Annotated in this window: 21 protein-coding genes; 7 read left to right on the top strand and 14 right to left on the bottom strand. The window is 68.1% G+C overall.

Annotated elements, in window-relative coordinates:
- Positions 1 to 9: 9 nt before the first annotated feature.
- The 3 genes from CQ039_RS07040 to CQ039_RS07030 form a co-directional block, all read right to left on the bottom strand.
- Positions 10 to 525: a DUF2271 domain-containing protein gene (locus CQ039_RS07040; RefSeq protein WP_105562679.1), complete on the bottom strand. Its 516-nt coding sequence runs from the start codon at positions 523 to 525 to the stop codon at positions 10 to 12.
- Positions 526 to 549: 24 nt separating this feature from the next.
- Complete coding sequence (locus tag CQ039_RS07035; protein WP_105562680.1) at positions 550 to 1,215, bottom strand: PepSY-associated TM helix domain-containing protein; 666 nt, start codon at positions 1,213 to 1,215, stop codon at positions 550 to 552.
- Positions 1,216 to 1,294: 79 nt separating this feature from the next.
- Complete coding sequence (locus CQ039_RS07030) at positions 1,295 to 1,732, bottom strand: MarR family winged helix-turn-helix transcriptional regulator (protein WP_105562681.1); 438 nt, start codon at positions 1,730 to 1,732, stop codon at positions 1,295 to 1,297.
- Between the two features lie 95 nt (positions 1,733 to 1,827).
- Here CQ039_RS07030 and CQ039_RS07025 point away from each other — a divergent pair, with 95 nt between their 5' ends.
- Positions 1,828 to 2,496: a glutathione S-transferase family protein gene (locus CQ039_RS07025; RefSeq protein ID WP_105562682.1), complete on the top strand. Its 669-nt coding sequence runs from the start codon at positions 1,828 to 1,830 to the stop codon at positions 2,494 to 2,496.
- Positions 2,497 to 2,511: 15 nt separating this feature from the next.
- Here the strand turns inward: CQ039_RS07025 and CQ039_RS07020 are convergent, their stop codons facing one another.
- The 3 genes from CQ039_RS07020 to murC all read right to left on the bottom strand — a co-directional run bounded on the left by CQ039_RS07020 (position 2,512) and on the right by murC (position 7,688).
- Positions 2,512 to 4,527 (bottom strand): TonB-dependent receptor, encoded by a 2,016-nt coding sequence (locus CQ039_RS07020; protein WP_233190155.1) that lies wholly within the window; start codon positions 4,525 to 4,527, stop codon positions 2,512 to 2,514.
- Positions 4,528 to 4,580: 53 nt separating this feature from the next.
- Positions 4,581 to 6,182: an ATP-binding protein gene (locus CQ039_RS07015; RefSeq protein ID WP_105562684.1), complete on the bottom strand. Its 1,602-nt coding sequence runs from the start codon at positions 6,180 to 6,182 to the stop codon at positions 4,581 to 4,583.
- Between the two features lie 117 nt (positions 6,183 to 6,299).
- Complete coding sequence (gene murC / locus CQ039_RS07010; protein ID WP_105562720.1) at positions 6,300 to 7,688, bottom strand: UDP-N-acetylmuramate--L-alanine ligase; 1,389 nt, start codon at positions 7,686 to 7,688, stop codon at positions 6,300 to 6,302.
- A 76-nt stretch (positions 7,689 to 7,764) separates the two neighbouring features.
- On the opposite strand from murC, the gene CQ039_RS07005 reads away from it, so the two are divergent.
- Positions 7,765 to 8,622, top strand: coding sequence for an LD-carboxypeptidase (locus tag CQ039_RS07005; RefSeq protein ID WP_105562685.1), 858 nt, complete (start codon positions 7,765 to 7,767; stop codon positions 8,620 to 8,622).
- Between the two features lie 4 nt (positions 8,623 to 8,626).
- Here the strand turns inward: CQ039_RS07005 and CQ039_RS07000 are convergent, their stop codons facing one another.
- Together CQ039_RS07000 and CQ039_RS06995 are read right to left on the bottom strand one after the other, a co-directional pair.
- Positions 8,627 to 9,109, bottom strand: coding sequence for a TIGR02281 family clan AA aspartic protease (locus CQ039_RS07000; RefSeq protein ID WP_105562686.1), 483 nt, complete (start codon positions 9,107 to 9,109; stop codon positions 8,627 to 8,629).
- A 75-nt stretch (positions 9,110 to 9,184) separates the two neighbouring features.
- Positions 9,185 to 9,412, bottom strand: a complete 228-nt coding sequence (locus tag CQ039_RS06995; protein ID WP_105562687.1) for a DUF1289 domain-containing protein — start codon at positions 9,410 to 9,412, stop codon at positions 9,185 to 9,187.
- A gap of 165 nt (positions 9,413 to 9,577) precedes the next feature.
- On the opposite strand from CQ039_RS06995, the gene CQ039_RS16700 reads away from it, so the two are divergent.
- Positions 9,578 to 9,736 (top strand): hypothetical protein, encoded by a 159-nt coding sequence (locus tag CQ039_RS16700; RefSeq protein ID WP_199183586.1) that lies wholly within the window; start codon positions 9,578 to 9,580, stop codon positions 9,734 to 9,736.
- Between the two features lie 121 nt (positions 9,737 to 9,857).
- Entirely contained in the window at positions 9,858 to 10,655 is a 798-nt protein-coding gene (locus CQ039_RS06990) for a crotonase/enoyl-CoA hydratase family protein (protein WP_105562688.1), read from the top strand.
- 62 nt (positions 10,656 to 10,717) lie between these two features.
- Here the strand turns inward: CQ039_RS06990 and CQ039_RS06985 are convergent, their stop codons facing one another.
- From CQ039_RS06985 to CQ039_RS06975, 3 genes are read right to left on the bottom strand one after another with little or no spacing between them, the layout of a single operon-like run.
- A complete protein-coding gene (locus CQ039_RS06985; protein ID WP_105562689.1) occupies positions 10,718 to 11,734 on the bottom strand; it encodes an HlyD family secretion protein in 1,017 nt (338 codons plus the stop codon).
- A gap of 24 nt (positions 11,735 to 11,758) precedes the next feature.
- Positions 11,759 to 12,514, bottom strand: coding sequence for an ABC transporter ATP-binding protein (locus tag CQ039_RS06980; RefSeq protein ID WP_105562690.1), 756 nt, complete (start codon positions 12,512 to 12,514; stop codon positions 11,759 to 11,761).
- Complete coding sequence (locus CQ039_RS06975; RefSeq protein WP_105562691.1) at positions 12,511 to 13,683, bottom strand: ABC transporter permease; 1,173 nt, start codon at positions 13,681 to 13,683, stop codon at positions 12,511 to 12,513. Before CQ039_RS06975 ends, CQ039_RS06980 begins: the two co-directional genes overlap by 4 nt.
- Before the next feature lie 195 nt (positions 13,684 to 13,878).
- Between CQ039_RS06975 and CQ039_RS06970 the strand changes: the two genes are divergently transcribed.
- Positions 13,879 to 15,972, top strand: coding sequence for a S46 family peptidase (locus CQ039_RS06970; protein WP_105562692.1), 2,094 nt, complete (start codon positions 13,879 to 13,881; stop codon positions 15,970 to 15,972).
- A 66-nt stretch (positions 15,973 to 16,038) separates the two neighbouring features.
- On the opposite strand, the gene CQ039_RS06965 is transcribed toward CQ039_RS06970, so the two are convergent.
- The gene (locus CQ039_RS06965; protein ID WP_233190156.1) at positions 16,039 to 16,377 is read right to left on the bottom strand and encodes a YdeI/OmpD-associated family protein; all 339 of its coding nucleotides are present in this window, start codon (positions 16,375 to 16,377) and stop codon (positions 16,039 to 16,041) included.
- 162 nt (positions 16,378 to 16,539) lie between these two features.
- Here CQ039_RS06965 and CQ039_RS06960 point away from each other — a divergent pair, with 162 nt between their 5' ends.
- Together CQ039_RS06960 and CQ039_RS06955 are read left to right on the top strand one after the other, a co-directional pair.
- Positions 16,540 to 18,678: a S46 family peptidase gene (locus CQ039_RS06960; protein WP_105562693.1), complete on the top strand. Its 2,139-nt coding sequence runs from the start codon at positions 16,540 to 16,542 to the stop codon at positions 18,676 to 18,678.
- On the top strand, positions 18,675 to 19,202 hold the full coding sequence (locus tag CQ039_RS06955) for a GNAT family N-acetyltransferase (protein ID WP_105562694.1): 528 nt from the start codon (positions 18,675 to 18,677) through the stop codon (positions 19,200 to 19,202). The genes CQ039_RS06960 and CQ039_RS06955 overlap by 4 nt, the downstream gene beginning before the upstream one ends.
- A gap of 157 nt (positions 19,203 to 19,359) precedes the next feature.
- Here CQ039_RS06955 and pgsA read toward each other — a convergent pair whose 3' ends face one another.
- The gene (pgsA, locus tag CQ039_RS06950) at positions 19,360 to 19,992 is read right to left on the bottom strand and encodes a CDP-diacylglycerol--glycerol-3-phosphate 3-phosphatidyltransferase (protein ID WP_105562722.1); all 633 of its coding nucleotides are present in this window, start codon (positions 19,990 to 19,992) and stop codon (positions 19,360 to 19,362) included.
- An 81-nt stretch (positions 19,993 to 20,073) separates the two neighbouring features.
- Positions 20,074 to 20,688, bottom strand: coding sequence for a carbonic anhydrase (locus tag CQ039_RS06945; RefSeq protein ID WP_105562695.1), 615 nt, complete (start codon positions 20,686 to 20,688; stop codon positions 20,074 to 20,076).
- Positions 20,689 to 20,724 lie beyond the last annotated feature (36 nt).

Raw genomic sequence — 20,724 nt, 5'->3', positions numbered from 1 at the left:
CTCAGATCCTTAGCGGGTCACGGCGACGCGAACGGCGCCCAGTTCGGTGGAGCCGGTTCCGGCGGCGGTGTTGGCGCCGCCCCAGCGGAAGGGCACGCGCACGACCTCACGGCCGCCCAGTTCACGGGCCGCCTCGACGACGATGTTGTACTGGCCGGCGGGCAGATTGCGCAGGCGGGCGGCGGGCACAGTCACCGAATGACGGCCGGGGGCCTTGGTCGGCCCGGACACGCCGTCGGCGGGCATGGTCATGGCGCGGCCGCCCTTGCGCCACCAGGTGCGCAGGTCCTTCAGCCAGTCCTTGCCGTCGCCCTCGTTGTTGCGGGTCTGCTGGTACCAGACGGCCAGGGTCTGGGCCGTCGACTGGTCCGGCTTCTCGATCCACACGGCCACATAGGGGCGGTGATAGGAGGCGCTGGCGATGCGCGGCAGCTCGACGTTCACCGTCAGATCGGCGGCGTTGGCCACGGCGGGCGCGGCGGCGGCGAGGCCGGCGGCGGTCAGGACGAGAGGAAGCTTACGCATGGGGGAGGCTCGTCAGTTGAAGGGTCAGTGGATGAACAGAAGGGCGATGACGACAGGAACCAGCAGACCCAGGGCCACGATGGGCCAGGTCGAGGGGCGGCCGCGGGCGTGCAGCCACAGCAGGGCCAGGCCGGTGACGGAAAAGATCACGCAGGCCACGGCGAAGACGTCGATGAACCAGTACCAGACCACTCCGGCGTTGCGACCCTTGTGCAGGTCGTTGAGATAGGCGACCCAGCCGCGCGTGGTCTTCTCGTGCACGGCCTCGCCGGTTGAACGGTCGATGGTCAGCCATCCGTCGCCGCCGGGCGTGGTCAGGGCGACATAGATTTCATCCGCCGTGGTCTCGGTCGGCTTGCCGTCCACCTGGACTTTAAAGGCGTCGGCGGCCCAGCGCGCCACGGGGGCGGGCACGGCGTCGGTGGTCTCGGCGGGGAAGTCGGCCAGACGCGCCAGCAGGGGGGCGGGCAGGACAGCCGTCGCCTCCTTCGTCACCGGCTCGGCCGGGATCTGCGAGGCGTGGTTCAGGGTGATGCCGGTGATCGCAAACAGGATCATGCCCACCAGGCTGACCGCCGCCGAGATCCAGTGCCAGCTGTGCAATTGCTTCAGCCAGAACGACCGTTTGGCGTTCAGCGCCGCCTTGGGTTTCGCGGCGGTTTTGGCGGGATTTGCAGCGGCTTCGGTCACAACATGGCTCTGCCACAGTGTGCGAACGATTTGCAATGCCGTTTAGGCGCCGGAATGTCGCGAGTCGCCTGACTTACGATCAGGTGATGGCCAGAAGGGCTGTTCGCAGGGCGTGGGCGTCCTGCACTTCGCGCTCGATCAGGGCGTGTTCGTCTATCCATATGGGCGTGGCCTGGCCCAGCACCGCGCGACCGGCGTCGGTCAGGGCGACACGCCGGCCGCGGCGGTCCTTCTGGTCGATGGAGACGACGACCAGGCCGGCCCGCTCCAGCGGCTTCAGATTCGCCGTCACGGTGGAGCGGTCCATAGCCAGGAGCTGCGCGACCGCGCCGATGGTGGGCGGCTCCGGCCGGTTCAGACCGTTCATCAGTGAGAATTGCCCGCTGGTGATGCCCAGCGGGCGAAACGCCTCGTCAAAGCGCCGCGAGAGCACCCGCGCCGCACGCTGTGCGTGAAGACACAGGCAATGGTCACGAATGTGCAGAGTCTGGCCAAAGGCTGCGGCATCGTTTGACATGAGTCATTATATGTTGATATCAATATATTCGTCAACGAAGCGCGTGCAGCCAGGGCGCGCACAGCCCAGGCGAAAATGCGCGACAGGGAGGTCGTATGATTCAGGTCACCGCGTTCAAATGGGTGCCGCCCTTCGCCCAAGGGTCTGTGCGCGACATCCGCGTGCGCTGGGCGCTCGAAGAGGCTGGGCTCGGCTATGACGACCAGTTGATCGGGTTCGAGGACCAGTCCAAGCCCGCCTATCGCGCCCGTCAGCCGTTCGGCCAGGTTCCGGTCTACAGCGACGGCAAGGTCGAGATGTTCGAGAGCGGCGCCATCGTCCTGTGGATTGCCCAGCGCTCCGACCAACTCATGCCGTCCGACGACGCGGGCCGCGCCATAGTCATGACCTGGCTGTTCGCCGCCATGAACAGCGTCGAGCCCTTCGTCGCCGAGTTGGCCGGCATCGACCTGTTCAACGCCGACAAGGCCTGGGCGAAGGCGCGCAGACCGGAGGCGGAGGCCTTCCTGCGCGTTCGCCTGGGCGAGCTGCAGGCGGCGCTCGGGGACCGCCAGTGGTTCGCCAACGACCGCTTCAGCGCGGCTGACATCCTGATGGCCCACGTCCTACGCGACCTGCGGCATACGGATATTGTCGCTGACTTCCCCCGGCTTGCCGGCTACGTCTCGCGGGCCGAGGCGCGCCCGGCGTTCCAGCGCGCCCTCGCCGATCAATTGAGGCCCTTCCACGAGCATGAAGCCGCCGAGCGGGCTGCGGTGGGCTGAATCCGCGAGGCGTGATCAGTAGGCCAGCCGTACGCCGAGGCTGACCACACGCGGCGGCCCGAAGCCTTCGACCCCGTTCCCGGTCTCGGAAACCTCGACCTCAGCGTCGAACAGATTGTCGGCGGCCAGCCACAGCGAGGCTGTTTCGTTGACACGCCAATCGGCCCGAACGTCCGCCGTCACGGCGGCCCCCAGAACCCGGCTGTTCAGGTCGTCCTCGAACCGCCTGCTCTCATAGCGGGCGCGAGCGCTCAGGCTCAGGCGGTCGCTGGCGCGCCAGTCGAGCCCGGCGGAGGCGCTCCAGATCGGCGCCTGGGCCGGGCGCAGGCCGGTCAGTTGCGGCGCGGACGTCCCGCCGTCCACGCGGGCGTCGGTGACGGACAGGGCCCCGTCTAGGTCCAGGTCGCCGCGCAGGGTCTGGCGGACGCTGATCTCAATCCCGGTCGCCTCGATGGTTCCAGCGTTCTGGCGCTGACGCAGCACGCCGCCCGCCGGGACGAAGCCCGCGCGGGGGAATGTCCCCGGCCCCTCGCCGATGGTGACGTTGACGATGGCGTCCTCGATCCGGTTCCAGAACAGGCTGGCGCTCAGCGACGAGGTCGACCCCTCGAAGGCCAGGCCCGCCTCGATCCCCTGCAAGGTCTCGGGGACCAAGGCCGCATTGGCCTCGGTCAGGTCGTTGCCGACGCGGAAGGGCCGATGCAGTTCGTTCAGCGTGGCCGGCCGGAACCCGGAATAGGCCGCCGCCCGCGCCGCCCAGCCGCCGCCGATCATGCGTCGCGCCGCCAGCCGCGCGCTGACCACCTCGCCCGAGCGTTCGGGATCGGCCTCGTCCAGCGTCGGCGCCCCGGTGGCGAGGTCGCGCTCCAGCCGTCGTCCGTTTTCATTCTTCCAGCCATCCACCCGCACGCCCCCGGCGAGCAGCCACGGCCCGGTCTCCAGCGAGCCCTCGCCGTAAATCCCCGCCACCGAGGTTTCGCCCCCGGCGACGCGGTCGCGGGTGAAGGCCCCGGCCATGTAACGGAACTGTTCGTGCGTCTCGCCCTCGTTGAAGCGGGCGTCGGCGCCGACCTCCCACTCCAGCCGTCCGCCCACGATCTGCCGTTCGGCCCGGCGCAGGGCCGCGTTCAGGCCCCAGCCGATCGCGGGCGTCTCATACTGATTATTCGCTGGCGTGGTCGTCGTCCGATCCGCCGCGACGGCGACCGAGGTATTGGCCAGATCGCTCTCGCGCCGCCAGGCCTGCAGCCGCCAGCCATAGTCGCCGTTGGACGGGCGTTTGGCGGCGGTGGCCGACAGCAGATGGCCGCTCGCCGTGGCCCGCGCCCCCGCCAGCCCCGCGCCGCGCTCCTCCTCATAGGCCGCCGCCCGCAATGACAGCGCGGCCTCGCCCAAGGGCACATCCGCGCGCAAGGCCGCGCTCTTGGCCTCCAGATCCAGCGGCGTGTCCGCTGCTCCCGCCGCCGCGCCGCGCACGGGGACATAGCCGTCGCTGGCCTCATAGAGCACTGATCCGGTCAGCCGCACCGGCCCCGTATCCAGCCCGCCCGACCCCGCCAGCCGCGCTCCGCCGCGCTCGGCGATGGAAGCATCCAGCCCCCCGCCGCGCTCGCGCTCCCTCAACTGGATCACCCCGGTCAGGGCGCCTGCGCCATAGGGGCCAGCCCCGGCGCCGCGCACGATGTCCAGGCTCTCGATGCTTTCTGTCGGAACCTGCGACCAGATCACCCAGCCGCCGAAGGGATCGTTCAGCGGCACGCCGTCCAGCGTCACCAGCGTCCGGCCCGCCCCTGACGGAGCGATGGCGCGCAAGGATATGCCCTGGGTCGTCGGATTGGCCGCCAGGCTGGAGGTGCGCCGGAACAGCGACACCGCCGGAACCGTCGCCAGGGCCTCGTCCAGCCGCGTCGCGCTCGACAGCGTCTCCTCGCCCAGACGGATCACGGAAAAGGCCGCCTCGCCCGCCGCCGGGGGCAGGCGGGCGGCGGTGACGACCACCTCGTCGAGGGTGGTGGTCGGGGCGGGGGGCATGTCCTGAAGCATCAAGCGGGACAATACCCCAGCGGCGGGTCGGTTGCGCGCCCTTAAGCCGCCTTGGCCACCGCATGACGCGACAGGGCCAGCCGGATGGCGTTCAACAGGGCGTCGGGCTGGATCGGCTTCTGCGCCACCCCGTCCATGCCCGCCGCCCGGTATTCGGCCTCGTCGCGCGGATCGGCGTTGGCGGTCAGGGCCAGGATGGGCACGGCTGACGCGGGGCCGGGCAGGGCGCGGATGGCGCGCGTCGCCGCCACCCCGTCCATCACCGGCATCTTCACGTCCATCAGGATCAGGTCGAACGGCGCGATGGCCGCCCGCTCCAGCGCCTGTCGCCCGTCCTCGGCGGTCTCGTGCGAGCAGCCGAACAGCTCCAGCACCTTTCCGGCGACGAAGCGGTTGGCGGCGTTGTCGTCCACCACCAGGACATGCAGGGTCGCGTGGGCGGTGGGGGCGGCGGCGCGGTCCTCGTCCCGCCGCGCGTCGGCTTCGGCCAGCGGCAGGTGCAGGTCGAAGCAGAAGCGCGCCCCGCCTGACGGCGAGCGTTCCAGCGCCAGGCGCCCCTCCATCCGCTCGACGATCTGACGACAGATGGCCAGACCCAGGCCCGCGCCCGCGCCCTGCCGTCCCGCCTCGCCGGTGTTGAAGGGCTCGAAGATGGCCGCCGCCGCCTCGTCGCTGACGCCGGGTCCGCTGTCATCGACCACGGCGTCCAGCCGCACCCGCCCGTCGTCCAGCCGTGTCGACAGGCTGACCTCCACCGCGCCGACATGGGTGAACTTCAGGGCATTGCCGATCAGGTTGTTGAGCAGTTGTTTCAGGCGCATCTCGTCGCCGACGACCCAGCGCGCGGCGGCCGTATCCGTGGTCACGCTCAGACGCAGCGCCTTCTCTTCCGCGCGCGGGCGCCACAGGGCCGACAGGTCGGCCGCCACCGCGTCCAGATCCAGCGGCGCCGGCTCCAGCGTCAGAATGCCCGCCTCGGCCCGCGACATGTCGAGCGCATCAGTCAGCAGCCGCAGCAGGCTGTTCCCCGAATCCAGAATGGTGCGGACATAGGGGCGCAACGAGGCCTGCGTCAGCTCGCGCTCCATCAGGGCGGCCACCCCCAGGACCCCGTTCAGCGGCGTGCGAATTTCGTGGCTCATCACCGCCAGAAACTCGGACTTGGCTCGGCTGGAGGCCCGGGCTTCGGCCTCGGCGCGCACCAGGTTCTGCGCCAGTTCGCTCATGGCCTCGGCGCGGCGTTTGTGGATGGCCACCCCGGCCTGCAGGACGTGCAGCCCGGCCCCGACCCCGACATAGCGGCCGCGTGAGACGACGATGAAGCCCTTCAGCAGGGCCCCCAGCCCCGCCGCGTCCATGTTCTGGAACAGGGCGTCGGCCGAGGCGTCGGCCTCGACCAGCAGAGGATCGGGCTCCATCAGGGCCGAGACGGGGCGCCGGGCATAGAGGGCGCGACCGAACTCGGCGGCCATTTTCAGGGTGAAGGCGTTGCGCTCGATCAGCCCGACGGGGCGTCCGTCGGCGTCCACCACGGCGATGACCAGGGTGTTCGGCTCGGCCTGAAACCGGTCGAAGGCCTCGGCCCCGAACGCCTCGGGCGCCATGGGCGGCGCCGCCTCGACGAAGTCTCCGATCCTGGCCATTCCGTCGCCCCTTCTGTGCCCCGAGAGAGCGCAGTTAGGCGGGAGGCGCTTAACAGCCGATTTGCCGAAAGTGAATGTTTTACAAGGGCAATTTGACGATTGCTCCGGGCGCGGAGCTTAAAGTCGGGCCAGTAGCTCCGCCGCGAAACTCGACAGGCTGTCGTCGCGCGCCCCCATGACCACCACCCGGTCGCCGGGTCGGGCCAGGGCCAGGATGCGGTCGCCGCAGTCGGCGCGGGTGGCCAGGGCTTCCGCCTGACGTCCCTCGGCGCGCACGCCCGCCGCGATGTCCTCGCTGCCCACGCTACGGTCGGTGGTGCCGCCGTAATAGACCGGCTCGGGCATCAGCAGGACGTCGTGCTCGCGCATCAAGCCGGCGAAGCCCTCGATGAACTCCCGCTGCATCAGCTTCAGTGGGCCGAACCCGTGTGGCTGGAACAGGATCAGCAGCCGCCCGTCAAAGGCGTGCAGGGTTTTCAAGGTGGCGGCGATCTTGTCGGGGTTGTGGGCGAAGTCGTCGATGACGGTGACGCCGTTTCGCGCGCCCACCACTTCCAGCCGCCGCCGGATGCCGCTGAAGGTCTCCAGCGCCGCGACCGCCTGATCCATGCTGACGCCCAGCGCCTTGACCGCGCCCAGCGCCGCCAGCGCATTGGCGACATTGTGCGCGCCCGGCACGTTCAGCCGCGCGGCCCGCGTCGCCTCGCCGCGCACGCGGAGCTCGAAGGTCATGCCGGTCGGCAGGGGTTTGAGGTCATGCGCCGACAGGTCCGCCTCTTCCTCGCCAAGTGCGAAGGTGATCGCCTTCCCTGCAGGCAGCGTTTGCGCCAGCGCCGCCGTCTCGGGATTGTCGAGGTTTAGCACCGCCGTCGTCGCCCGGCCGACGAAGCCGCCGAACAGGTCGCGCAGCTCTTCCATCGACTTGTGGTCCAGCGAGATGTTGGACACGACCGCCACCGTCGGCTCATAGCGGGCGATGGAGCCGTCGCTCTCGTCCACTTCAGCGACGAACAGATCGGGGCCGCCGATCAGGGCGCTGGCGAACGGATGGTCGGGCGAGGCGAAGTTCTTCATCACGGCGCCGTTGACCACGGTCGGGGCGCGGCCCGCCTGATCCAGGATCCAGGCGACCATGCCGGTGATGGTCGACTTGCCGCTGGTGCCCGCCACCCCGATCGAGGTCGGGGCGGCGTTGAACAGTTCGCTCAGTAACTGGGGCCGGGTCTTGATGGTCGCGCCGACACGCTTGGCCGCGCCGATGTCGGGCACCGTGTCCTCGACCGCGCCGGTGGCGACGACGATCTGGTCAGGGCTGACCACGCCCGACCCGTCCTGCGGGTGCAGGGCCACGCCGTGGGCGCGCAGCCAGTCGAACTTGTCCGGCGTGCGGCCCTGATCCAGCGCCCGGTCCGAGCCCGCGATGCGGTTCCCCTGCGCCTGAACGATCATGGCCAGGGGCAGCATGCCGGACCCGCCGACGCCGCAGAAGAAATAGTCTTTGTTCATCGGCTTGATTTTGACGCGCGAAACCGGGGAATGTCCGAGCGCCTGACTAGCACGGGCGACGCCGGAGGCCAGCCCCATCACCCGCTCTGCACCCTTCAAGTCAGGTCCTTTTAAGATTGGCGTCGTCAACGCCAGCTCGCGTCTGGACCCCGAGCGCGGCGCCGCCATACAGGCCTGGATGGAGGCGGCCTATCCGGGCGGCGAGGTGCAGTTGGTCTTCCACCCGATGGCGTTCGAAAAGCACGGCCATTTCGGCGGCGACGACGCCGTCCGCGCGGCCGCCTTCGTCGAGTTCGCCAATGATCCGCGCCTGAACGCCCTCTGGTTCGCGCGCGGGGGCTATGGCTCGTGCCGCATCGCCGAGGCCGTCTTGCCGCAACTGACCGAGGTGGCGAGAAAGAAGCGCTACCTCGGCTATTCCGACGCCGGCAGCCTGCTGGCCCTGCTCTACAAGGCGGGCTTCCCCCACGTCGCCCACGGACCGATGGCCTCGGACGGGGCGCGCCATGACGCGACGGGGCGGCGCGCGGTGGAATGGTTGGTCAGCGGCGACCGCGCCTCGCTGGAGCCGTCGCTGCTGGACGACCCGCGTCCCGCCGTCGCCTTCAATCTCACCATCCTCAACGAACTGGTCGGCACGGCGCTGGAGCCGGACCTGAACGGCCACGTCATCATGCTGGAGGAGGTGTCCGAGGCGCTTTACCGCGTCGATCGGATGATGTTCCACCTGACCGGCCAGGCCTCGATCCGCCGCGCGGCGGGCATTCGACTGGGGCGGGTCTCGGACGTCACGCCCAATGATCCCGACTTCGGCCTGACGGCGGACGAGATCGTCCGCTACTGGTGCGAACGCTCGGGAATTCCCTTCCTGGGAACGGCCGACATCGGCCACGATCCCGATAACAAGGTGGTGCCGTTCGGCGCAGCGCGCTGAGGCTCTAACCCTTGAAGGTCAGGCCCTCAGGCCGGGCCTCGAAGCCGGATAGCCGGCCCAGATAACTCATGCCCAGCAGGGAGGCGGGCATGTCGGCGTCCACCACCAGGGCCTCGACCGCAGTCAGGCGCACCCCCGCCACTGCCAGCGACGGCAGGACCACGGGCGCCGCCTTCACTGGACCAGAGGCGGTGTTGAGTGTGCGGGTGAAGTCATGGGCCCTGACGCTGACGCCGGCCTTTTCCGCATCGGCGCGGCTCAGGGTCACGACGCTGGCGCCGGTGTCGACCAGCATCCGCATCGGGCGACCGTCCACGACAGCCTCGGCCCAGTAATGACCGTCCGCCGATCGCACGACGGAGGGCGCGGCGATGGCGGCTTGAGCCTCGCCTGCGCCGTCCATCCAGCGCAGGGCGCCGGCGCAGGCCAGGGACGTGGCCAGGGCGGCGGCGAAAACAACAACAGAGCGCGGTTCGATGCGGATCATGACGCCACTGTGCCGCAAGGGTCTTGGCGTCGGGTGAAGCGATACGGCGAACGAAAGGTTGACGGGTGAACCGCGTTACCCGCCCAGCAAGGCCGGGTCGATCAACCCTTTGCGCCCGTCCAGTTGACCCATGATCTTCGCCCGCTCCTCGTCGCTCATCCGGCTCCAGGTCGCGATCTCGGGCAGGGTGCGAAAACACCCCAGGCACAGGCCCGAGGCCCCGTCCACGGTGCAGACCATGACGCAGGGCGTGGCGATGGACCGCGGCGGTCGGGCGGGTTCGGAGGCGGGCGGCTGGCTCATGATTTTATGACGTTAGAACTACAACAAGTCCGGTTCCGGACCAAAATCTTGACTTTTTAACCAAGCGGAGCTATCTAGGCTGCTGACGCGAAACGACTATGACGGTGAGATCCCCGATAAGCACGACGCGTCTTCTTTCATCGTTCAACGAAAGGAGACGCCTAAATGAACGACAAGGAGCGCAACCTCCAGCACGCCATGATGTCCTTTGCCCTCTGGGGCGGGATGCTGGTCAATACGAAGCAGATGAACCCGGCGAACAACCGCACGGTTAGTCATCCTTCGAACTTCGTGCCCATAACGATCAAACGGCCGCGCGCGTAGTCGCGAGGGTATTTGATCCAACCCGCAAGCCCCGGTCAGAACGACCGGGGTTTTTCAATTCCGCTTGCCTTCGACCGTCGCCCCGCTGAAACCGGCTCCATCTTTTAAAGGAGCGTCTGTCATGGGTCTGATCGTCGAGGAGCGCTGCGGCGAGGTCATGGTCTGGACCCTGACCCGGCCCGACCGGTTGAACGCCCTGCCGGATCTGGACGACGGCGAGGCCTTCGCCGCCGCCTGCGAGGCGGTTAACGCCGACCGCTCGATCCGCTGCGTGGTCATGACCGGGGCGGGCCGGGCCTTTTCGGCGGGCGGGGACCTCAAGGCCATGAAGGCCCGCGCCGACCTGTTCGAGGGTTCGGGCGCCGCCATCCGTGAGCGCTATCGCCGGGTCGTCCACCGCATCGTGCGCTCGCTCTATGGGCTGGAGGTTCCGCTGATCGCCGCCGTCAACGGCCCGGCCATGGGCCTGGGCTGCGACATCGCCGGCTTAGGCGACATCCGCATCGCCTCGGACCGCGCCAGCTTCGGCGTGCCCTTCATGAAGCTGGGCATCATCCCCGGCGACGGCGGGTCGTGGCTGCTGCCGCGCAACATCGGCTATGTCCGCGCTGCCGAAATGCTGTTCACCGCCCGCTCCATCGACGCCGAGACCGCTGACCAGTGGGGCCTGGTCAACCGGGTCGTCCCGCATGAGACCCTGATGGACGAGGCCATGATCACGGCCAGCCAGATCGCCGCCCAGCCGCCCCAGGCCCTGCGCATGGCCAAGAGCCTGCTGCGTCAGGGCCGCGACATGAATTTCGATCAGATGCTGGAACTGTCCGCCGCCATGCAGGCCTTGGCCCACCTGACCGAGGACCACATCGAAGGTGTCACGGCGGTGCTGGAGAAGCGGCCGGGGGATTTCACCGGAAACTGATCGGACAACAAAAAAGGGGCCCCTCGCGAGGCCCCTTTTCCATATCCGGTTCTACTGACCGCTTAGCGACGGGCCGGGGTCTGCATCGAGCGGCTGGCGGGGACGCCCGCCACATTGGTGTCGCGCTTGGCGCCGGCCGTCTGGCCTGGCTTCATGAACTTGACCAGGACGCGCTGGCCGATCAGCAGCGGGGCGTCGTTGACCGCCACCACCACCTCGACCACGCGTTCGTCGGTGCGCTGCGAGGGATCGTCCGAGGCCAGCTTGCGGGCGCCGAAGACGGCGGCGCGGCGCAGGACCTTGCCGACATAGACCTTGCTGGGGTCGCCTTCCGGGGTGATCTCGACGGCCTGATCGGCGGTGATGTTCGGAATGTCGGCCTCGACGATTTCGGCGCGAGCGATGCGCGGAGCGTCGGGCTCCAGGTCGAACATGTTGGACACGTTCAGGGTCGAGGCGCCGGCGCCGGGGTTGGCGTAGCGGCGCACGATGCGGCCTTCGGCGGGCGAGCGAATGACGGTCAGTTCGACGTCATAGGCGGCCTGGTCGCGGCGGGCGCGGGCGGTCTGGACGGCCGATTGTTGCGAGCCGAGGCGGGCCTGAGCCTGAGCAATGGCGTCGCGGGCCTGATCCAGGCGCTGGGCGGCGACGAAGTTGGTCGAGACCAGCTTCTGCAGGCGGTCGTACTCACGCTGGGCCGTGGCGATGTCGACGTTGATCAGGCGCAACTGGCTTTCGGCCTCCGACAGGTTGGCGGCGGCGGTCTGCAGAGCCAGGCGCGGTTCGTCGTCCTCCTGACGGGCCAGGATCTGGCCGGCGGTGACGCGGTCGCCTTCCTGCACCAGGACTTCGCGCACCACGCCGCCGCGGCGGGCCGCGATCTGGATGATGCCGCCTTCGATGTCGACCTTGCCGTTGGCGATGGCCGCATAGGGGCTTTCGACCTTCTTCTCGGCGGCGGCGGCGGCCTCAGCCTTCTTGGCGGCCTGGGCCTTTTGGAACATGCCGAAGCCGATGATCACCACGATCAGGGCGACGAGGCCGATCCAGAGCCATTTGTTTTTCAGGAAAGCGGGCATGGAGGTGTCCTTGAGGATCGGTGTCTAGTGCGAGGCCAGAACGGCGTCGGGATTGGGGGTGCGGCGCTGATCGTCGATGATGACGCCGTCTTCGATGTGGATGACCCGGTCGGCCCAGGCTTCCAGACGGGGGTCGTGGGTCACGCAGATGACCGCAGCGCCGTGTTCGGTGGCGGCGCGACGCAGCAGCTTGATCACGACTTGACCGTTCTCGCCGTCCAGGGCTGAGGTCGGTTCATCGGCGAACAGGATCTGCGGGTCCTTGGCCAGGGCGCGGGCGATGGCGACGCGCTGCTTCTCGCCGCCCGACAGGGCCGCGGGGCGCTGATGCAGGCGGTGGCCCAGGCCGACTTCTTCCAGGGCCAGGGTGGCGCGTTTCTTCGCCTGATCGGGGGTCAACCCCTGGAACTTCAGCACCGTCGTCACCTGCTGCAGGGCGCTGAGCGAGGGGAAGAGGTTGAAGCCCTGGAAGATGAAGCCGCAGTGGTCCAGCCGGAACTTGTCCAGACGGCCCGAAGACAGCTTCCACATGTCGTCCACGTCCAGGGCGTCGACCCGGCCCGCCTCGGGCTTCAACAGACCGGACAGGGCGGCGATCAGGGTCGACTTGCCCGAACCGGACGGGCCCATGACCATGGTCAGGTCGCCGTGGCGGGCGTCGAAGTTCACGCCCTTCAGAACCTCGACATAGTTCTTGCCGGACTTGAAGCGCTTGATCAGACCCTTGGCCTCGATGGCGAACTCGCCATGCTTGCCTTGAACTTTCGTATGCATGTTCATCGCAGCAGGTCCGCAGGTTGGCTCTTCTTCAGGATGCCCATGGACAGGAAGCCCGAGAGCATGGAGATGGCGATCAGGCCGCCGCCCACCACGATCAGCAGCGGCAGGGGCAGGGCGATGATGACCGCCTTGGACATGGCGAACAGGGACAGCAGCCAGGTCAGGCCGATGGCGGCGGCGACGCCGACCACCCCGACCCAGAAGCTCAGCTCCATGACGATGCGGCGCAGGCTCCCCATGCCGACGCCCAGGGCGCGCAGCGAGGCGAACTCCTTGATGTTGGCCATGATGGCGCCGCGCAGGGTCTGCCAGGTGATGGCGACGCCGATGATGATGCCCAGCACGACGCAGCCGCCGATGATGATGACCAGGATGCCTTCCTCGAACATGGCGCCGGCGTTGGCGTCGGCCAGTTCCTGACGGGTCCAGGCCTTCCACTGGCCGTTGCCCAGCTTGTTGAGCTCGGCGACGACGGCCGGGGCCTGGGCCGGGTCCTTGATCTTGATCATCAGGGGGCCGACGCGCGGGCCGGTGTCGGCCTGCCCCAGCATCCGCAGGGTGTCGCGCGACATGACCACGCCGGGCTGCATCATGTTGGGATAGCCGCGCGTCACGCCGACGACGGTGACGGTCTGGCCGTTGTATAGGGCCTTGTCGCCCAGCTTGACGCCCAGGGTGGTCAGGGCCGTCTCATCGACCGCGACCGTGTAGGGCTGACGCAGGGCGTCGACCAGTTCCTGGGAATAGTCGGTCGGGATCGTCACCGAGCCCGGCGTGGTGTCGATGATGCTGGACTGGACGAACTTCTGGCGCGGGGCGCCCTGCTTGGCGTTGTCGGCCTGGCTTCGGGTCGGATCGACCTCCTTGACCGACTGGAAGGTGCCGCCGGCGCCGTCCAGAGGCTGAACCTCGACCACGGCGGGGTGGTTGTAGGCCAGGGGGATGAAGCGACGCGGCACGCCCGACGGTCCGTTGATCAGGCTCTTGGCGCCTGGCTGCAGGATCATGATGTCGGCGTTCGAGCGCTCGATCTGGGCGGTGAAGCCCTTGCCGATGCCGATGAAGACACCAGTCATCGCCAGCACGAGCAGACCCGAAAGGGCCAGCGCCATGACGGCGGCCATATAACGTCGCCACTCAAAGAGCAGCGTGGATAGCGCGAGTGACATGACGCGTCTCAAACCCCTGACTTGCAGTGTTATCTGACGGCGCGCTGGGCCGGGGCCAAGTTAAATCGGGGTAAGGCTGCGGCTTCCCCCCGGCGTCTTGCGGCACTAAGGGGGCTTGAGGCCCGTCCATCGACGGCGCTAGTTACACAATAACAGACGCGAGGCGCCGTGCCTTGCGCTCGGGAGAGAGCCTGAATGTCGCTTCGTCGCACCTTTTCCTTCACCGCCTCGCTGGCGGCCCTGGGCGTCGCCGCCGCCGTCACCGGCGCAACCGCCACTCCGGCCCGCGCCGACGAGGGCATGTGGACGTTCGACAACTTCCCGATCCAGACGGTGAACGACAAGTACGGCACCCGCATCGACCAGTCGTGGCTGGACCGCGTGCGCAACGCCGCCGTGCGCCTGCAGGGCTGCTCGGCCTCGTTCGTCTCGGGCGAAGGTCTGATCCTGACCAACCACCACTGCGTCATCTCCTGCGTCCAGGACCTGTCCACGGCTCAGAACGACTACGTCAAGAACGGCTGGATGCCGGCCACGCGTGAAGAAGAGAAGACCTGCCCCGGCCAGACCGCCGAGGTCCTGACCGACATCACCGACGTCACCGAGCGCGTGCTCGGCGCCGGCGCCGGCCTCGAGGGCGCGGCCTTTGTCGCCGCCCGCTCGGCCGAAATCGACAAGATCCAGAAAGAAGCCTGCGGCGACGACCGCAAGCTGACCTGCCAGGTCATCAGCTTCTATCGCGGCGGCAAGTACGCCCTCTATCAGTTCCGCAAGTATGAGGACGTGCGTCTGGCCTTCGCACCGGAGTTCCAGGCGGCCTTCTTCGGCGGCGATCCGGACAACTTCAACTTCCCGCGCTACGCCCTCGATGCCGCCTTCCTGCGCGCCTATGAGGACGGCAAGCCGGTCGCCACGCCGAACCATCTGAAGTGGAATGCCAACGCCCCGGCCGAAGGTGACGTCACCTTCGTCGCCGGAAACCCCGGCTCGACCTCGCGCCTGCTGACCATGAGCCAGCTGGAGCGCCTGCGCGACCAGCAGATCCCCGTCACCCTGATCCAGGGTTCGGAACTGCGCGGCCGTCTGGTCGAATATTCGACGACCGGCGAGGAAGAAAAGCGCGTCGCTCTGGACCCGATCTTCGGCCTGGAGAACAGCTTCAAGGTCTATTACGGCCAGCAGGGCGCCCTGACCGACCCGGCCTTCATGGGCAAGAAGCGCGCTGAAGAAGCCGAGCTGCGTCAACGCGTCGCCGCCGACCCGGCCCTGGCCGAGCGTATCGGCGATCCGTGGGCCGATCTGGAAAAAACCCAGACCACGGCGCGCGACCTCTACCTGCCTTACCGTCAGCTGGAAGGGAACGCCGGCGGCGGTTCGACCCTCTACTCCTACGCCCGCGCCATCGTCCGCGCGTCGAAGGAACGCGCCAAGCCGCTCGCCGAGCGCCGCGCCGGCTACGCCGACAGCGACATCGCCGCTCTGGGCCGTCGTCTGGCCTCGGAAGCCCCGATCGCCAAGGGCGTCGAGGAAATCCAGCTGTCCTTCTGGCTGTCCAAGACCCGCGAATACCTGACCGTCGACAACGCCAATGTGAAGGCGATGCTGGGCCGCGAGAATCCTGAGGGCATCGCCGCCAGCCTGGTCGAGACCAAGCTGATCGACCCGGCCTTCCGCGCCCAGGCCCTGGCCATGACGCCGGAACAACTGGCCTCGTCGGGCGACCCGATGATCGCCTTCGTCCTGGCCAATGACGACGCGGCGCAAGCCGTCCGCACCCAGTGGGATGCGGGCGTCAACGCCCCGACCGCCCGCGCCGCCGAAAAGGTCGCCCAGGCCCGCTTCGCCGTCTATGGCGACAACCTGTACCCCGACGCGACCTTCTCGCTTCGCCTGTCCTACGGTCAGGTGAAGGGCTGGACCTATCGCGGCGTCACCGTGCCGGCCTTCACCCAGATCGGCGGCCTGTATGAGCGCGCCACCGGCGCCGAGCCTTTCAACGCGGCGGCCCGCTTCGTCGACGCCGAAAGCCGCGTGAACAAGAACGTCGTCTATGACTTCGTCTCGACCAACGACATCATCGGCGGCAACTCCGGTTCGCCGGTGATCAACGCCCGCGGCGAGGTGATCGGCGCCGCCTTCGACGGCAACATCCACTCGCTGGGCGGCTCGTTCGGTTATGACGGCGAACTGAACCGCACGGTGACGGTCTCGACCGCCGCCGTTACCGAGGCCCTGCGCAATGTCTACAACCAGCCGCGCCTGCTGCGTGAACTGGGCGTGACGCGCTAAGCGCCGATCCGGGTTTGAGGGATAAGGGGCGCCTTCGGGCGCCCCTTTTTCTTTGCGCGCTCGCGTCTAGCGCGGCTTCTCGCGTTTCTCGATGAGCACTGCCTGCTGCCAGCGGCTCGGCGCCTTGTCGGTGCGGTGGATGCAGCCGACCCAGCAGCACGGACGCCGTTTGCCTTCGTGAAGTTCTTCGATCGCCCGCTCGATCCGTTTCTGACGGGTGGCGGCCTGCTTGGCGTCTTCGACCCAACAGATGAATTCATTGCGGCCCAGCGGGGTCAGGTTTCGCCACAAGGCAAGAATTTCAGGGTCGGACGACAGCCGCGCCCGCATGTCATCCGGCACGAGATGCACCACGCCCTGGGGGAAGTCGTCCGACATCGCGTCAATCCCGTCGTGTTTCGTCATTCGCCGAATCTAGTCTCGTCAAGGCGGGCTGTGAATGCTCTCGCCAGGGGTTGCGGTTTGCTTCGAGGTTCTGTTCAGACTGACCGCAAACGGGCCTGACATTCCATGGGCCTGTAAAACGGGCTCCGGCGGTGGTCGGGGCAGCGATGCTGAGGAAACCCCATGCGCACCAGTCACGCCCCGCTACTCTTCGCCTCGGCCGCCGTCCTGGCCTTCGCCGCCGCGTCTTCGGCCAAGGCGGAGGAGGGGATGTGGACCTATGACAACTTCCCCATTGCCCGCGCCAACCAGACGCTGGGCACCTCGATCGACCAGAACTGGCTGGACCGCGTTCGCCTGTCCTCGGTCAAGTTCGGCGGCTGTTCGGCGGGCGTCATCTCGGGCGAGGGCCTGGTGATGACCAACAATCACTGCGTCGCCACCTGCGTCGCCAACCTGTCCACGCCGCAGCTGCAGTACGCCGAGACCGGCTTCACGCCCAGGAGCCGCGAGGAGGAGCTGAAATGCCCCGGCGGTTCGGCCGAGATTCTGACCGAGATCGTCGATGTCACCGAACGCGTCCAGAAGGCCGGCGAGGGTCTGGACGGTCAGGCCTATACTCAGGCGCGTGAGGCCGAGGCCGGCCGCATCGAGACCGAAAACTGCGGCTCAGATCCCAAGATCCGCTGCCAGGTCGTCAGCCTGTATCGCGGCGGCCAGTTCAAGCTCTACAAGTTCCGCAAATACTCCGACGTGCGCCTGGCCTGGGCGCCGGAAGACCGCGCCGCGACCTTCGGCGGCGACCTGGACAACTTCTCCTTCCCGCGTTTCGCCATCGATGCGGCCTTCATCCGCCTGTATGAGGACGGCAAGCCCGCCGCGACCCCGACCCACTTCACCTGGAACCCCGACAAGCCGACCGAGGGCGAGCCCGTCTTCGTCACCGGCAACCCCGGTTCGACCCAGCGCCTGCTGACCCAGGCTCAGCTCATGACCATCCGCGACGTGGTCCTGCCGATGGACCAGTTGATCGCCTCGGAACTGCGCGGTCGCCTGATCCGCTATTCGGAAGAGGGTGACGAGCAGGCCTTCATCGCCATGGACCCCATCGTCGGCGTCGAGAACACCTACAAGCGCGGTCGCGGTCGCATGGCCGCACTGATCGACCCGGCCTTCATGGACCAACTGGCCGGTCAGGAAACCGTCTTCCGTCGCCGCGTGGCCGAGAACGAGGTCCTGTCGGGTCAGGTCGGCGATCCCTGGGCCGCCCTGGCCGAGGTCCAGCCGATCGCACGCGAACTCTACGCCCCGATGGCCCTGCTTGAAGGCGGCACCGGCATGGGCACGACCTCGGTGGCGGGCGGCTCGTCCCTGTTCCAGTGGGCGCGGGCCATCGTGCGCGGCGCTCAGGAACGCGCCAAGCCGTCGGATCAGCGGTTTGGCGAATTCGCCGACAGCCGTCTGCCGGGCGTCCAGTCCGGCCTGTTCGCCGAGCGTCCGACCTATCCGGCGCTGGAGCAGATCCGACTGGAATGGTGGCTGTCCAAGACCCGCGAATGGCTGACCGTCGATAGCCCCTATGTCCGCACCCTGCTGGGCAAGGAAAGCCCCGAGGCCCTGTCGGCGCGTCTGGTCGCTGGCACCCAACTGGCTGACCCGGCCGTCCGCCGCGCCCTGTGGGAAGGCGGTCTGCCCGCCGTCCAGGCCTCGACCGATCCGCTGATCCAGTACGTCCTGGCCATCGACGCCGACGCCCGCGCCGTGCGCAAGAAGTGGGATGACCAGGTCAAGGCCCCGACCGACCGCGCGTCCGAGCAACTGGCCGCCGCCCGCTTCGCCGCCTTTGGCGACGCCGTCTATCCGGACGCCACCGGCACCCTGCGCCTGACCTACGGCCGGGTCGAGGGCACGGACGTTCCGGGCCAGCGCATCGGCGCCTTCACTACCTTCGCCGGCCTGTGGGATCGGGCGACGGGGGCTGAGCCCTTCAACGTCGCGCCCAAGCTGCTGGCCGCCAAGGACCGCATCGACCCGAACGCGGTGATGAACATGGCCGTGTCGTCCGACACCATCGGCGGTTCGTCGGGCTCGCCGGCGGTGAATGCGAAGGGCGAGATCATCGGCGCCAACTTCGACTCCACCGTCCTGACCCAGCGCAACGCCTACGGCTATGACCGCAACGTCAACCGCAGTGTCATCGTCACCACCCAGGCCGTGACCGTGGCCCTGCGCGACGTCTACGGCATGGATCACCTGATCCAGGAACTGGGCGTGGCGCTCCAGAACGCTGGCAAGGCCGCCCCGCGTCGGGCCCGCCGTTGAGCGCCCCGACCTTCCGCCCTGCGGCGCCGGATGATGTTCCGGCGCTGCACCGCCTGGTCGAAAGCGCCTATCGCGGCGACAGCGCGAAAGCGGGCTGGACCCACGAGGCCGACCTTCTGGGCGGCCAGCGCACCGATCCGGCCGAGCTTCTCGACATCCTTGCCGACGCCAGCCGGGTCATTCTGCTGGCCGAGGTCGAGGGCGTCCTGACCGGCTGCGTTCAGGTGGCGGATCAAGGGCAGGGCCTGGCCTATCTCGGTCTGCTGACCGTCGATCCGACCCGTCAGGCCGGCGGGCTGGGCCGTCTGCTGATCGACGCCGCCGAAGCCGAAGCGGTCGCTCGGTTCAAAGCGACCCGCATGGAGATGACCGTCATTCGTCAGCGCGCGGAGCTGATCGCCTGGTACGAACGCCGCGGCTATGCCCTGACCGGCGAAACCCGGCCCTTCCCCCTGGACGACGAGCGCTTCGGCCTGCCGCAGACGCGGGAGCTGGTGTTCGTGGTCATGGAAAAGGCGCTCTGACTTTCCCTTCTCCCCTTGTGGGAGAAGGTGGCCCGACAGGGCCGGATGAGGGGTCTCGCCGCCATGAAAAAAGGGGCTGCGAGACTTTGATGCCCCGCAACCCCTCATCCGTCTCGCTACGCGAGCCACCTTCTCCCACAAGGGGAGAAGGAGAATCCTACAAATCTCGCATCTGCTTCTGCGCGGCGCTGAAATACTGCCAGCCGGTCCACAGGGTGACGATGGCGGCCAGCCAGATCAGGGCGTCCGAGAACAGTTGGAAGTGGGGCAGGTAGTCAAACGGCAGGCCCCAGCCGTCCCAGTTGCGGGCGAACAGCTGGCAGCCCAGGGCCACCATCTGCAGGGTGGTCTTCCACTTGGCGGCCAGGGTGACGGGCAGGTTGATGCGCCCGGCCATGGTCTCGCGCAGGGCCGAGACGGCGAACTCGCGGAACAGGATCAGGCCGCAGGGAATGATGATCTGCTGCACCGAACCCGAGGTCAGAACGCCGAGGATGGCGCCCGTCACCAGGATCTTGTCGGCGATAGGGTCCAGAATGGCGCCCCAGCGCGTCTCGGCGTGCCAGCGCCGCGCCAGATAGCCGTCGACCCAGTCGGTCGAGGCGGCAATGACGAAGATCCAGAAGCCGGTCCGATACAGGGCGAACTGGTCGTCAGGGCTCAGCATGGCCGAGAAGAAGGGCACCCCGCTGGTGGCGCCGGCCAGCAGCAGGAACATGACCACCCCGGCCGCCAGACGGATGCTGGTCAGGATGTTGGGGATCGGGTTGGCTTTGTGGGCAGAGGTCATCATCACGTCCATTGCAACGCCTGCGGTGTGGCATGGTTCGCCACTGGATGCGAGGGCGACGACCTGTCGCCCTTCTGGCGCCTAGTCCAGCCGTTCGAACCGTTTGGCGCCCGTCAGCTTGGTCAGGAGGCCGGCGGCGATGCCGAAGTGCAGGCCGCTGAGGCGCAGCTCGCCTGCAGCTTCCTTCTCGGCGATCCAGGGGAAGGTGCGCAGGTTGTCCAGCGACAGGCGCACCACGGCCTCTTCGGCCACCGTCTCCTGTTCGTCGGCGGGCACGCCCTCGAGGGCGGCGCTGACGGCGGGCACGCCTTGGGCGACCCAGGGGGCGACGAAGTCCTGGCAGTTGGACGGGGCGCCGTTGCGCATGGCGTTGACCCCGCCGCACGAGGCGTGGCCCATGACCACCACGTGCTGGACCTTCAGCACGTTGACGCCGAACTCCAGCGCCGCCGAGACGCCGTGTAGCTTGCCGTCCGGCTCATAGGGCGGGACCAGATTGGCGACGTTGCGCACCACGAACAGCTCGCCCGGCGCGGTGTCGAAGATCAGGGCCGGATCGGCGCGGCTGTCGGAACAGGCCACGACCAGGGTGTGCGGCTTCTGGCCGTTCATGGCCAGGGCCTCGTATTCGGCGCGTTCGGACGGCCACCGGTTCTGGCGGAAGCGGTGATAGCCCTTGATCAGTTCATTGGTCATGAGCGCCTTCCTAGACCCGCGACCCGTCGCGGCTCA

This window comes from Brevundimonas sp. MYb52 (genome assembly GCF_002979535.1).
Lineage (GTDB): Bacteria > Pseudomonadota > Alphaproteobacteria > Caulobacterales > Caulobacteraceae > Brevundimonas.
The sequence above is the reverse complement of the archived record's forward strand: the minus strand, read 5'-3'. Positions and strand labels throughout refer to the sequence as shown.

Coding starts and splice junctions, on each gene's coding strand:
- pgsA (WP_105562722.1), bottom strand. CDS start 19,992: ATGACCTCTGCCCACAAAGCCAACCCGATCCCCAACATCCTGACCAGC.
- CQ039_RS07025 (WP_105562682.1), top strand. CDS start 1,828: ATGATTCAGGTCACCGCGTTCAAATGGGTGCCGCCCTTCGCCCAAGGG.
- CQ039_RS06965 (WP_233190156.1), bottom strand. CDS start 16,377: ATGACGAAACACGACGGGATTGACGCGATGTCGGACGACTTCCCCCAG.
- CQ039_RS07020 (WP_233190155.1), bottom strand. CDS start 4,527: ATGCCCCCCGCCCCGACCACCACCCTCGACGAGGTGGTCGTCACCGCC.
- CQ039_RS06970 (WP_105562692.1), top strand. CDS start 13,879: ATGTCGCTTCGTCGCACCTTTTCCTTCACCGCCTCGCTGGCGGCCCTG.
- CQ039_RS06945 (WP_105562695.1), bottom strand. CDS start 20,688: ATGACCAATGAACTGATCAAGGGCTATCACCGCTTCCGCCAGAACCGG.
- CQ039_RS06990 (WP_105562688.1), top strand. CDS start 9,858: ATGGGTCTGATCGTCGAGGAGCGCTGCGGCGAGGTCATGGTCTGGACC.
- CQ039_RS06960 (WP_105562693.1), top strand. CDS start 16,540: ATGCGCACCAGTCACGCCCCGCTACTCTTCGCCTCGGCCGCCGTCCTG.
- CQ039_RS06975 (WP_105562691.1), bottom strand. CDS start 13,683: ATGTCACTCGCGCTATCCACGCTGCTCTTTGAGTGGCGACGTTATATG.
- CQ039_RS07015 (WP_105562684.1), bottom strand. CDS start 6,182: ATGGCCAGGATCGGAGACTTCGTCGAGGCGGCGCCGCCCATGGCGCCC.
- CQ039_RS16700 (WP_199183586.1), top strand. CDS start 9,578: ATGAACGACAAGGAGCGCAACCTCCAGCACGCCATGATGTCCTTTGCC.
- CQ039_RS06985 (WP_105562689.1), bottom strand. CDS start 11,734: ATGCCCGCTTTCCTGAAAAACAAATGGCTCTGGATCGGCCTCGTCGCC.
- CQ039_RS07040 (WP_105562679.1), bottom strand. CDS start 525: ATGCGTAAGCTTCCTCTCGTCCTGACCGCCGCCGGCCTCGCCGCCGCC.
- murC (WP_105562720.1), bottom strand. CDS start 7,688: ATGAACAAAGACTATTTCTTCTGCGGCGTCGGCGGGTCCGGCATGCTG.
- CQ039_RS07030 (WP_105562681.1), bottom strand. CDS start 1,732: ATGTCAAACGATGCCGCAGCCTTTGGCCAGACTCTGCACATTCGTGAC.
- CQ039_RS06980 (WP_105562690.1), bottom strand. CDS start 12,514: ATGAACATGCATACGAAAGTTCAAGGCAAGCATGGCGAGTTCGCCATC.
- CQ039_RS06995 (WP_105562687.1), bottom strand. CDS start 9,412: ATGAGCCAGCCGCCCGCCTCCGAACCCGCCCGACCGCCGCGGTCCATC.
- CQ039_RS07000 (WP_105562686.1), bottom strand. CDS start 9,109: ATGATCCGCATCGAACCGCGCTCTGTTGTTGTTTTCGCCGCCGCCCTG.